At 65.8% G+C, this 12,393-nt stretch carries 11 protein-coding genes; 4 read left to right on the top strand and 7 right to left on the bottom strand.

Annotated features, from left to right (window positions below; translation table 11 throughout):
* Window positions 1-390 precede the first annotated feature (390 nt).
* On the top strand, window positions 391-1,503 hold the full coding sequence (locus WS95_RS04865; RefSeq protein WP_373557144.1) for a polysaccharide biosynthesis/export family protein: 1,113 nt from the start codon (window positions 391-393) through the stop codon (window positions 1,501-1,503).
* Window positions 1,504-1,986: 483 nt separating this feature from the next.
* Entirely contained in the window at window positions 1,987-4,188 is a 2,202-nt protein-coding gene (locus tag WS95_RS04870; protein WP_059822810.1) for a glycoside hydrolase family 3 C-terminal domain-containing protein, read from the top strand.
* Window positions 4,189-4,271: 83 nt separating this feature from the next.
* On the opposite strand, the gene WS95_RS35580 is transcribed toward WS95_RS04870, so the two are convergent.
* Both WS95_RS35580 and WS95_RS04875 read right to left on the bottom strand, forming a co-directional pair.
* Entirely contained in the window at window positions 4,272-4,397 is a 126-nt protein-coding gene (locus WS95_RS35580) for a hypothetical protein (protein ID WP_256980673.1), read from the bottom strand.
* A complete protein-coding gene (locus WS95_RS04875; protein ID WP_034206209.1) occupies window positions 4,394-4,972 on the bottom strand; it encodes a DUF4865 family protein in 579 nt (192 codons plus the stop codon). Before WS95_RS04875 ends, WS95_RS35580 begins: the two co-directional genes overlap by 4 nt.
* 130 nt (window positions 4,973-5,102) lie before the next feature.
* Between WS95_RS04875 and WS95_RS04880 the strand changes: the two genes are divergently transcribed.
* Entirely contained in the window at window positions 5,103-5,960 is an 858-nt protein-coding gene (locus WS95_RS04880; protein ID WP_034204987.1) for a LysR family transcriptional regulator, read from the top strand.
* 256 nt (window positions 5,961-6,216) lie between these two features.
* On the opposite strand, the gene WS95_RS04885 is transcribed toward WS95_RS04880, so the two are convergent.
* Together WS95_RS04885 and WS95_RS04890 are read right to left on the bottom strand one after the other, a co-directional pair.
* Window positions 6,217-6,669 (bottom strand): hypothetical protein, encoded by a 453-nt coding sequence (locus WS95_RS04885; protein ID WP_156444433.1) that lies wholly within the window; start codon window positions 6,667-6,669, stop codon window positions 6,217-6,219.
* A complete protein-coding gene (locus tag WS95_RS04890) occupies window positions 6,645-7,442 on the bottom strand; it encodes a hypothetical protein (RefSeq protein WP_156444434.1) in 798 nt (265 codons plus the stop codon). The genes WS95_RS04885 and WS95_RS04890 overlap by 25 nt, the downstream gene beginning before the upstream one ends.
* 356 nt (window positions 7,443-7,798) lie before the next feature.
* On the opposite strand from WS95_RS04890, the gene WS95_RS04895 reads away from it, so the two are divergent.
* Entirely contained in the window at window positions 7,799-8,386 is a 588-nt protein-coding gene (locus WS95_RS04895) for an IMPACT family protein (RefSeq protein WP_034204990.1), read from the top strand.
* Window positions 8,387-8,655: 269 nt separating this feature from the next.
* Here WS95_RS04895 and ppk2 read toward each other — a convergent pair whose 3' ends face one another.
* The 3 genes from ppk2 to WS95_RS04910 all read right to left on the bottom strand — a co-directional run bounded on the left by ppk2 (window position 8,656) and on the right by WS95_RS04910 (window position 12,388).
* Window positions 8,656-9,606 carry a polyphosphate kinase 2 gene (gene ppk2, locus WS95_RS04900; protein ID WP_034204991.1) on the bottom strand — a complete coding sequence of 317 codons (951 nt, stop codon included), beginning with the start codon at window positions 9,604-9,606 and terminating at the stop codon, window positions 8,656-8,658.
* Window positions 9,607-9,693: 87 nt separating this feature from the next.
* Window positions 9,694-11,088, bottom strand: a complete 1,395-nt coding sequence (locus tag WS95_RS04905; RefSeq protein WP_059822575.1) for an OmpW/AlkL family protein — start codon at window positions 11,086-11,088, stop codon at window positions 9,694-9,696.
* A gap of 4 nt (window positions 11,089-11,092) precedes the next feature.
* Window positions 11,093-12,388, bottom strand: a complete 1,296-nt coding sequence (locus WS95_RS04910; RefSeq protein WP_059783727.1) for an HlyD family secretion protein — start codon at window positions 12,386-12,388, stop codon at window positions 11,093-11,095.
* Between the last annotated feature and the right edge of the window lie 5 nt (window positions 12,389-12,393).

Raw genomic sequence — 12,393 nt, forward strand, 5'->3', positions numbered from 1 at the left:
TGCGATGGCTTACATTAAGCCGCCACCGCTCGATCCAGGGCGTTCAACCTGCGTTACGCTCTGTTCGCGATCGGCACGGCGACGTGCGAACCGGCGTCGAAATCGCCGTCACGTCCCAGCCGCGCATGACGACTACCTTGCGTCATTGGCAATGTTTGACAATCGATGCCGGGAGCCGCCTCGCCGTGAACGACGCGCGTGTCGCCGTGCGCCCGAATGCCGCCCGCGCGTGTCGTCACGATGTGCAGAACGAAGCGAAGGCGCGACGGGCACCTTCGCTTCGATCCGGATAACGTAACAATCGATTCAACGATGCTGGACACAAAAATGAAAATCGCTCAACCGCTGGACTCCGTGGCGCCGGGCCACACTCGCACAGTCATGCGCCGCATGTGCATGGCGTTCTCGTTCGCGACCCTCGCGACGCTGTCCGCCTGCACGGTGCCGGGGCAGCACATGAATTCGACCGCGTTGCCGGTCACGACCGCCGAGAACGGCGACGTCACCAGCGACATGCAGGTGCCGGTCAAGCAGATCGACCTGACGCAGATCGAGCAGATGCGCGCCGCACAGAAACGTGCACCCGGCGCGACCATTGCGCCGAACCTGTTCGCGAAGGCGGACATGTACCGGATCGGCGCCGGCGACGTGCTGCAGATCACGGTGTGGGATCACCCCGAATTCGCGACGGCCGCCGGCCAGCCGGTGCAGAACACGAAGGCCGCGGACGCCGCGCCCGGCTTCGTCGTCGACGGCAACGGCAACGTGCAGTTTCCGTATATCCCGCGGCCGATCCACGCGGTCGGGAAAACCGTCGCGCAGCTCCAGCACGAAGTCAGGACCGAACTCGCGAAGGTGTTCGTGAAGCCGCAGGTCACGGTTCGCGTCGCGTCGTTCCGCGCCACGCAGGTCTACGTCGACGGCGAGGTGCGTAACCCGGGCGCCCAGCCGATCAACGACATTCCGATGACGCTGATCGAAGCCGTCAGCCGCGCGGGCGGCTTTGCGCCGACCGCGGATCAGAGCCGCATCACGCTCACCCGCAACGGCACGATCTATCCGCTGAACGTCGCGCAGATGATGAAGACGGGGAAAAACCCGGCGGACATCATGCTGAAGCCCGGCGACATGCTGCATGTGAGCGCGCGCGACGACAATCCCGTGTACGTGATGGGCGAAGTGGTCAGGCCGCAAGCCGTCGCGCCGCTGCGCGACGGCTCGCTCACGCTGAGCGAAGCGCTCACGCAGGCCGGTCAGCTCAACCAGCAAACGTCGAATGCCAAGCAGGTGTTCGTGCTGCGCAAGGCCGCCGACAGCGAACCCGTCATCTATCACCTCGACATGCAGTCGCCGGTGTCGATGCTGCTCGCGAACCAGTTCCCGCTCGCGTCGAAAGACATCGTGTATGTCGACAACACCGGGCTCGTCCGCGCGAGCCGCGTGCTGAACCTGCTGCTGCCGGCGATCAGCGCGGGGTTGACCGGCGCACTCGTGACGAAATAGCCGGGCCGGCCGCACGCGGGGAGCGGGTTCGCATGACGCGCCTCCCCGCGTTCGATGCGCACGCAACGAGTCGACCGCCATCCCGCCGCACTACGCCGCAAAACCGCTTGCTACTCAGTACTTCTTACCCGCCTCATCCCGACGATCGGGAAGGGTGACCGCCTTTCCGACCCGCCGCGCGCCCCTACGAAATAAAGATCGCACGTATCGGTAGAAACACCGATGCTGTAGTCAAACTACATTCATACCATTTGTCGTTGCAGAGAATCGCTACATCCGATTCGACAGTGTCGGGCGGCCAGCGCGTCGCCGCCCGCATTGACCGGTCGAGCCCAACCGGCCGTAACGATTCCCCGCCTGGCCTGGCATGCCGACGCGCAACCACCCTGCATCGCCAGCCGAATGCGTCCGGTGCGAATCCACCGGGCGCGCGCAGCTCCAGACATCATCCGAACAACCGGCAATACGATCATGGAGAGCAACATGCGGGACACCCTCTGGCCGGCCGTCGTGCTGGCAGCGACCCTCTGCACCACCGCCTACGCCGGCGACGCCGATTTCAATGCGCAGGGCGACGCCACCGACGCGTTCGCATCGGCCGCCGCGCAACGGCGCGCCGACCTGCTCGTGCGCAAGATGACGCTCAACGAGAAACTTCAATTCATTCATTCGCAATACGAAATGTCCAAGGTGCCGGGCGGCGGCGCCGGCTATATTCAGGGCGTGCCGCGACTCGGCATTCCCGATCTGAACATGGTCGATTCGGCGACCGGCTCCGGCAGCACGTCGCAGGCCAGCACGACGTTCCCGGCGACGATCGCGGTCGCCGCGAGCTGGGATCGCCGGCTGTCGTACGACTTCGGCAAGCAGGTCGCGATCCAGTTGCGCGCGCAAGGATTCGGCATGGGCCTCGGCGGCGGCACCAACCTCGCGCGCGAGCCGCGCGGCGGCCGCCTGTTCGAGTATCTCGGCGAGGACCCGCTGCTGGCCGGCGACCTGCTCGCCGAACGCACGCTCGCCACGCAACGACAGAAGGTCATCGCCACGATCAAGCACTACGTGGGCAACGAACAGGAGCACGGCCGGATGGGCGGCAATACGCAGATCGACGAACGCACGCTGCGCGAGCTGTATCTGTTGCCGTTCGAGATCGCCGCGAAGCGCGGCCGGCCCGGCAGCGTGATGTGCAGCTACAACCGCCTGAACGGCACCTATGCGTGCGAGAACCCGCATCTGCTGAACGACGTGCTGAAGAACGAATGGGGCTTCCAGGGCCAGGTGCAATCCGACTGGGGCGCGACGCACAGCACCGCCGCCGCGATCAACGCCGGGCTCGACGAGGAAGAGGACGTCGGGCCGAGCGTCTACCTGACGCCTGCGGCCGTCAAACAGGCGATCGCGAACGGCTCGGTGTCGACCGCACGCCTCGACGACATGGTGCGCCGCAAGCTCGCCGTGATGATCCGCGTCGGCGTGATGGACGATCCGGCCAAAGGCGGCGGCACGATCGATTTCGCGGCCGGCAACCGGTTCGCGCAGGCAGCCTCCGAGCAATCGATCGTTCTGCTGAAGAACGACGGCAACCAGTTGCCGCTCGTCGCGTCGGCGCTGTCGCGCATCGCCGTGATCGGCGGCCATGCGGATGCGGCCGTGCTGTCCGGCGGCGGTTCGGGCAACACGCGCGATCCCATATCGGGTTCGTTCGCAGGCTGCGGCGGCCTGACGTTCGGGTCGTCGACCGGGTGCAGCTGGTGGCGCAATCCATGGCTCAAGGTCGACGTGCCGATCGTCGCCGCAATCCGTGCGTTGGCGCCGGCCGCGCAAGTCACGTATGCGGGCAACAGCGACCAGCAGTCGCCGTTCCGCGCGTACACGCAGCAGGAGATCGACCAGGCCGCGGCGCTCGCGGGCCGCTCGGACGTCGCGATCGTCGTGGTCGCGCAGCCGGCCGGCGAGGATTTCGGCGATCTGCAGAGCCTGAGCCTCGCGAACCCGTCGAACCAGGATGCGCTCGTCGAAGCCGTCGCGCGCGCGAATCCGCATACGATCGTCGTCGTCCAAAGCGGCAACCCGGTGCTGATGCCGTGGAAGGACAACGTGTCGGCCATCGTCGAGGCGTGGTATCCGGGCGAAGCCGGCGGCAAGGCGATCGCGAACGTGCTGTTCGGTGCGGTCAACCCGTCCGGCAAACTGCCCGTGACGTTCCCGGCGCGCGATCAGGATTCGCCGACGTGGGGGCAAAACGGCACGTTCGAGACCGACCCGGTGTACGCGGAAAAGCTGAACATGGGCTACCGCTGGTATGACGCGCGCAACATCAAGCCGATGTTCGAGTTCGGCTACGGCCTGTCGTATACGCACTTCGCGTATTCGGGTCTGTCGGTGTCGAAGCAATGGGACGGCTCGCTGAGCGTGGCGTTTACCGTGCGCAACGACGGACGCGTTGCCGGCGCGGAGACGCCGCAGGTCTATCTCGGCGTGCCGTACAAGGACGAGCCGCCGAAGCGGCTGGTCGGCTGGGAAAAGATCCGGCTGAATCCGGGCGAAGCGCGGCGTGTGCGTGTGACGGTATCGCCGCGGATGCAGAGCGTGTGGGATACGTCGCGCAACGGCTGGCGCGTCGTCCCGGGCGGGACCGTGTACGTCGGCGCGTCGTCGCGCGATATCCGCTTGCAGGGCCACTGACTGGGCGACGATGAAGCGACCGGGAGCGCCATGCATCGCACGCGCGGCGCTCCCGCGTCAATCGTCACCATGCTGGAGTTCGCTCACCTGAGCAACAGCGCCAGCACCGTCGCCAGCGCCGCAATCGCGGCGATCCCCACCACCACCCCCGCCAGATGCGCGGCAATCACCACGCCGGCCGGCAATCGCGACGCGATGCCGGCCATCACGCGCCGCCCGCTTCCAGCGTGTCGAGCAACGGCTTCGCCAGATGCAGGACCTGGTACACCGTGCCCGCGCCGCCGTCGTCCGGTTCGCGCTCCGTCACGAGCGCACGCGTCAGCCGCCAGCGCAGCGGATCGACACTGACGGTCGCCGCAACCACGCCCTGCCGAGCCGCCGCGTCGCGATTGCGTGCGATCTCCCGCGCCAGCGTCGCGTCGAGATCGGCGTCCGCCGGAATCTCGATCGTTTCCAGACGCGCGAAACGTCCCGTCGACGCACTGCCCTTGCGCGCGTCGAGCGCAACCTGCGTGTCGATCGGCGCGCGGCCGAAGCTGTCCGTCACGACCCGAAAGCGGCCGTCCGTCACGAACCGCGCGAACGCCTGTTCGTTGCGCCACAGGTAAAACGACGCATAGCCGTTTTCCGTCGCGCCGTGACGACCGGCCTCGCGCAGCAGGAAGCCCTTGAACAGCAGGTCAGGCGTGTCGTCCCACAGCCGGCCGCGCTCGCGCACGCGATTGCGGATGATGTCGAGGTCGTAGTCCGCCGGCAGGCGGTGCACGTAGTACGCGGTCAGCATGATCGACTCCTGGCGAAAGAAACGGACGGAATTCCGGACGACATGAAGGCAGCGTAGAAGGCCTTGAATCATTTGAAAAGACGATGGCAGAATATTTCAATGATTCGATTCGGAAATGAATGAGGGTGCGATGAAAACGCTCGACATCGAAGCCGTGCAGGCGTTCGTGCTGACCGCCGATCTCAAGAGCTTCACGCGGGCTGCGGAAGCGCTAGACACGACGCAGTCCGCGGTGAGCCTGAAGATCAAGCGGCTGGAAGACGGGCTCGGCCGCCGCCTGCTGGAGCGCACGCCGCGGCAGGTTCGCCTGTCGGCCGACGGCACCGCGTTCCTGGAACCGGCGCGTGAGCTGGTGGCCGCTCACCACGGCGCGATCAGCGCATTCGGCACGCGCCGGCGACGGCTGGTGATCGGCGTCAGCCACCACGTCGTCGGCGCCGATCTCCCGATGCTGCTGCGGCGGATGAGCGAAGCGGAGCCGGCGCTCGTGCTGGAGATCCGCGTCGCCGCGTCGCGCGACGTACTCGATGCGTTCGATCGCGGCCAGCTCGATGCGGCCGTCGCGCTGCAGCACGACAGCCGGCGGCTCGACGGCGAAACCATTCTGTCGGAGTCGTTCGGCTGGATGGCGGCGGCCGATTTCGAGCACCGTCCGCCGCAACCGCTGCGGCTCGCCACGCAGGCCGAACCATGCAGCGTGCGCCGCATGGCGGTCGACGCGCTGGACCAAGCCGGTGTCGCATGGACGGAAGTCTTCGTCGGCGGCGGCGTGGCGACGATCGGCGCGGCGGTGTCCGCAGGGCTTGCCGTCGCGGCGCTCGGGCATCGCGTGGCGCCCGCCGGCACCGTCGACGTGGGTACGCGGTACGGGCTGCCGCCGCTGCCCGCGCGCGAGGTGGTGCTCCACTCGAATTTGACCGATGCACGCGCCAGGCAGGCACTGCGCACGCTGGGCGCGGCGCTACGGTCGTCGGTTGGCGTGCGTTGATGCCGCGCGCGGGTTCGACGAACCGGCGTGAACCCTTGTCTGAAAATGGCATGCATGCGCCGGACGAACCGATAAACGAACGTGACTCCGTGCTTGCGTCCTCGATCGAGCGGGCGATGGCGGCGAGTCGTCGTTGCGAGATATTGCCGCCGTCGGACCGGAATGGCGCGACGCTTTCAGCCCTTCGACGGTCGGCCCGCTCGACGCCGGACACAATTGCCTGACGCGTTTCGTACCAACGGATATTCGCTGCAAACTACGCCGGTGGCTGCCACAAATTCCGGTCGTTCAGGCAACGTTCGATCGGAATGAGGCGCGCCCGACGCATTTTGCTGACCACGCCACCGTCGACGGACTCGAACGCCATGCACGCGCAGGTCAATTGGTCCTCTTCGCGCACGTCGGAATGCGCATAAGATGCCGCCCTGTTCGGATACATATCCGACTGACGAATGAGCGGCCACTGCCCTGCATCCCGGTTGACGAGCCAGATCCGCTCGCTGTCGTGAAATTCGATCGCGTCGCGCTTGACCGTACTCTGCGACAGGTCGAGCCAACCGCATCGATCTCCGGATGCGTCGGCATGAATCGGGCCCATCGACACGAGTGCCGAACACGATACCGCGATCCATTTCCGCATACGGAAAACCCACTTCCACCTGGTATCGTTCATTGCGATCTCGATCAGGATTTCGGCGCGAACTTCCATTTACCGTCGCCGTATTCCAGCGACACGTATTTGTCCAGCCCGTTGGATTCGTCATAGCCGCTAAAGAACATCAGATTCCCAAGCTTGCGATACGGACGATATTCATGTTCGTCACGGATGGTGTGCCCGTGCAACTTCATATCGATGGCATTTGCCCAATCGTCGAAACTCGACGCGGCCCGTATCGAATACCTGACATCCGTCCTGTACGCGCCGTCAAGATCCTTGTAGACGCTCCCGTTGATTTTCGACCGGTCCGACGAATCGCCGACGAAAAAATCCGCCTCGACCGAAGTGAAGCCATCGAATACATAGCGGCCGAAGCAAAGCGCCTTTGGCGATCCGCCGGTCGCGGACGTTCCGGCCTGTTCGCGCACGTACGGCTTCGCTCGCGGAGCAATGTCGTAAATTCGCTTCTCGTGCGGATAAAACTGAACCGGCCCGCCATGCGGGTTCTTCACGACCGTCCGGGTGACGAATCCCACACCGGTCAATGCCTCCATCAACGCCAGCGTATATTTCGTTTCCGTATACACCGGCGCATCGAAATCGTAGACGACAGGCCAGTGGCGATAATCGTCGCAAACTTCGCGGGCCGTGTAGCGCAATGCATCCTGACGCGCAAATGCTTCTGCCTCGGATCGGGACGGTGGACTCGGGAAGGCGGCCGAAGACAGATTCGACGACTTGAACCATCCATAGCCGGCCATGGCGAATACGACGACGAGAACGACCCGTATCGCAATCGTTTTGAATGGCTTCTTCGCTGTCACGATCAATCGCTCGACGCAGTTTCCGAAAGAAAACGCATGATATCAGCGTGCGAATTTCCTTCCGAGTGCGCGGTTGTATCGGCGATTCGGCTATCGAGACATCCGCAATACCGAACCATCTCCGGCGCTTTTTCAATCCGGTTTCGGGCGCGAAAGCAGCGCCTATCGCGCGCCGGCCTCCGCCGTCCAGACCGAAGTCGCCAGCCAAACCCGGTCCTCTCGACGCGCGCCACGGTAAAATTGCGTCTTCGCCCCGCGCACCGGCAGACGATGTCCATCCGCCCCCGGGGCCAACGCCAAACGCATCCACCAACCATCATCGCCTTGATTTCCCTACGCTTTCCGCGGCGCGACGCATGAGTTACTCGCTCGCCACCGCCTACACCCGCGAACTCGACATCCGCAAGAGCCGCTTCATCGCGTATGCCGTTCCCGTCGAGGATCGCGATGCCGCGATGCAGGTACTGCAACGCCTGCGCGACGAGCATCCGGCGGCCACCCACGTGTGCTGGGCGCTGCTGGCGGGCGGCCAGTCGGGCATGTCGGACGACGGCGAGCCGTCGGGCACCGCGGGTCGGCCGATCCTCGAAGTGCTGCGCCATCACGACCTCGACGGCGTGCTCGGCGCGGTCGTGCGTTACTACGGCGGCGTGAAGCTCGGTGCGGGCGGGCTGGTGCGGGCGTATACGGACGCGATCGCATCGGCGCTGCTCGATGCCGAGCGCGTCGAGCGCATTCGGCACACACGGCTCGCGATCGAGATCGGCTACCCGGAAGAAGCGCGCGTGCGTCGCTGGATCGAACAGGCCGGCTACGCGCTGGTGGACAGCGCGTACGGGATGACGGTGAAGCTCGTGATCAAGCTGCCCGAAACCGCCGAAGCCGCGGCAAGAGTCGAACTGTTCGATCTGACGCAGGGGCGCTCGGGTTTTCCGGAGATTTGAGCCGTTGCGGCGACAGCCCCGAGCGGCGCACGCCCGGCGCGCTCGGCGCTCGTCGTTTCCCCAGGGCGTCGGAATCGCCCCGTTTCGAAGGCGTCGCCGCATATCGACGCCCCCCCTACAGGCATGCCGTCGAGGCTGTCCGTCCGACATTCCGAAAGACGGTAAAACCTGTCGAACCGAATCGCCCGCCGTCAACCGGCCGCCCGAAAAAAAACGCGCCGCATCGAGCGGCGCGCTTCATCGCATCGCGATCGACCGGCGCGAACCGATCAATAAATCTCCGGCACGATCATGCTGTCGGGCACCGGCCGACGAATGTAATCCTCGTGATGCTCGCGCTGCGGCAGATCGATCGTCGGGCGCGGCACCTCGTGATACGGCACCTGGCCGAGCAGATGGTGAATGCAGTTCAGCCGCGCGCGCTTCTTGTCGACGGCCTGCACGACCCACCACGGCGCCTCCGGAATATGCGTGCGTTGCAGCATCTCTTCCTTCGCGGCCGTATAAGCCTCCCAGCGGCGGCGGCTTTCGAGGTCCATCGGGCTCAGCTTCCATTGCTTCAGCGGATCCTCGATCCGGCTCTGGAAGCGCAGTTCCTGCTCGTGGTCGGTAATCGAGAACCAGTACTTGACGATCTGGATCCCGCTACGCACGAGCATCTTCTCGAACTCGGGCACCGAGCGGAAAAACTCCTCGTACTCGTCGTCGGTACAGAAATTCATCACGCGCTCGACACCCGCGCGGTTGTACCAGCTGCGGTCGAACAGCACGATCTCGCCGCCGGCCGGCAGATGCGCGACATAGCGCTGGAAATACCATTGCGTGCGCTCGCGGTTGTTCGGCGCCGGCAGCGCAGCGACCCGGCACACGCGCGGGTTCAGGCGCTGCGTGATGCGCTTGATTGCGCCGCCCTTGCCGGCCGCATCGCGCCCTTCGAAAATGACGACGAGCCGGTGCCCGGTATGCACGACCCAGTCCTGCAGCTTCACGAGCTCGCCCTGCAGGCGGAACAGCTCGCGGAAATACTCCTTGCGCGCCTCGCGACGCTCGGGCGAGAACAGCAGGTCCTCACCATTGTCGAAACGGCGGTCGTCGAGTTCCATCTCGAGCTCTTCGTCGTATGCATCGACGAGATCCTCCTCGAAACGGCGCTGGCGCGCCTCCATCGAGCGCGTATCGGTGCGGTTGTCGGTCTCGGTGCGGGTATCGTTGTCGCCCATGGGGCCTCCTTCCATCATTGACGCGGCCAAACTCGACCATTATCCCAGCGTCGCGCGTCAAATTCATGAAAATGGCCGGCTACGCCGTCAGAAGCGGAAGTTCAGCAGTACGGTGGCCAGCACCGGGTTCGCCGAAATATCGAACGTATTCGATGCAAGCGTACGGTTCGGCTGGCTGATGTCGAGCGTTATCCTGGTGCGCAGCGGGATGTAGGTCACCATCCCGGTGACCCAGAACCGGCGCGTGATCTGGTAGCTCGCGCCAACGGTGAACACCGGCTCCCACACGCTCTTCACCTTCGCCGACACATTGGTCCGCCCCGACAGCAGCAGGTCGCCGCCGGCATCCCAGATCCGCTGGAACAACGTCGGATCGAGCAGCAGCGACTGCAGGCTGCCGATGTCCGCGCCGGCCGCGAGCAGCCCGCCGAGCGACGCGAGCTTGCGCTGGAACACGGGATTCAGGTTCGTGTTCGTGAAGCGCGTGTAGCTGACGCCGAGGCCCGCGAACGGGCGAAAACGGTCGTCGCGCTCGCCGAGGTAGTACTTGAACACGACCGAGCCGAGCCAGGCCCGCGTGGTCGCGAGCGGGTTGCTTTGGGTGTTCCCGAGATCGATCAGCGGAAAGCGCCCGTGGACGCCGGCAAAGATGCGGTCGAGCGGCAGCGCGATGCTGCCGTGCCCGCGCAGCGTCAGCACCGGCGGAATGCCCGCGCCAAGTTCGGCCGCCCAGTGCTCCGAGACAAAATGCGTGAACGTGAACGCCAGCGTGTTCGTATTGCTGAGCGACAGGCTCGAACCCGCGTTCTGGAAACTGTTCAGGCCGAGCGCGTCGGTGCGCGTCGTCACGGGCGTCGAGCGGCCGGTCGTGCCGACGAAGTGCCAGCCGAGCCCGACCATGTTGCGGTCGTCGCCCATCAGTTGCTCGAGCAAAGGCGGCGCCTGCGCGGCCGGCAGATCGGGCAGCCGCGACGGATCGACCGGATGCAGTTCGTACGGCATCCGTTCGGCGTGGACGACGCCGCGCGCCGCTGCGTCGTCCGCCGGTGCATCGTGCGTGGCGGCCGGATCGCAGCCGCCGCCGGCACGGCCCTCGTCGAAGCCGATGCCGTCCGCGCCCTCGCCGCCTGCGGCCGCGCAGGCGCGCCCTGCTTCGCCGGTTCGCTGCCCGAGCGTGATCTTGCGGGCGGTCAGCGGGATGGTGTTCGCTTGCCGTCCGTCGACCGAAGCTTCGGTACGTCCGCCGCGCGCCGGCCCCGGATCGGTCGCCCAGGCGCGCGCGTCGAAGCCATCCGCATCGCCGCCCGGCCAGAAGCCGATCCCGTCGGCGCCGGCCTGCCAGCGCGGTGCGGCGTCGCCGTCGGGCGGCGGCGCGGCCTGCGCGGCCGCCGCGCAGGCGAACAGCGTCGCGCCGAGCCAGCGCGACAGCGGACGCACGGTGCCCGGCCGCGCGCGGCGGCGACGGATGTCGCGATTCGCCATCGACTCAGGCCGGCACGCCGAACAGGCGCTGCCGGATCCGGTACAACGGCTCGAACAGCCATTCGAGCAGGCTGCGCCGCTCGAGCACGATGTCCGCCTTCAGCATCATCCCGGCCCGCAGCGACAACGGCCGGCCGTCGAACGACGGCGTGCGGTCGGCGAGTTCGACCCAGGTCTTGAAGTAGGTCTGCGGCACGGCCGCATCGCCGGGCAGGTTCAGCTCCTTCGCCGAGAACGCGACCGGTGAGATCGACAACACCTTGCCGCGATACGTGCCGAATTTCTCTACCGGATAGCTTGCGTACGCAACCTTCACCTCCTGGCCCTTCTTCACGAAGCCGGCCTTCGACGACGGAATGTAGACCTCGGCAATCAACCCGTCGGCCTTCGCTGGCAGGATCTCGACGACGCGCGTGCCAGGCGGGTCGATCACACCGCCCTGCACGACGTCGAGCCGCACGATCTGCCCGTCGGCCGGCGCGTACAGCACCTGGTTCACGTTCTCGTCGATGTTGTATTCCTTCGCGTTGAGCTCCTCCTGCTTGATCTTCAGTTCCGCGTTCGCGCCGTCGTACTTGCTTTGCATCGTGTCGAGATCGCCGCGCAGCTTCATCGCGTTCTTCGCGAGTTCGGCCCGGCGCAGCAGCAGGTCCTGGTACGCCTGCCCGGCCTGCAGGTATTGCGTGTTGACCTGGTTGTACTGTTCGAGCGTCACGACCTGTTCGTCGAGCAACTGCTTCACGCGCGCGCGCCGTTCGCCGTACTCGTCGACGATGCGCTTCTGGTCCTGGATCTGCCGGTCGATCAGCCCGCGGCTCTCGCCCTGCGCGGCGATCTGCTGATTGATCTGCTGCACCGACGACCGGTATTCGAGCCGCGCCGCATCGATCTGCTGCGCCACCTCGACGCGCTGCCGGTCGAGCGCCGCGCGCATTCCCTGCACGTTGTTCGCCTGGCTGACGAAGCTCGTGTCGCGCGTCACCGCGAGCAGCCGCTGGCCGGCTTTCACGTGCTGGTCCTTGCCGACGTAGACGTCGCGTACCGCCCACCCCGGCGGCGCACCGACGCCGATCAGCCCCGAGCGCGGCGTCAGCATCCCCGACACGCTTTCGGTATTCGCATAGCTCAGTTCGACGAGCGCGGTCACGAACATCGCGAACATCGTCAGCGACAGGTAGCAGAAGAACCGCATCGACACCGGCACGTCGACGACGCCGTGAATCACGGTGCCGAAGGTCGTGCCGCGCGCGAGCTTGCGCGACGGCTTCTGTTCTCGGAGGGCGGAATTCCAGGTCGGCATGGGGC

Source organism: Burkholderia sp. MSMB1826 (genome assembly GCF_001526325.1).
Classification (GTDB): domain Bacteria; phylum Pseudomonadota; class Gammaproteobacteria; order Burkholderiales; family Burkholderiaceae; genus Burkholderia.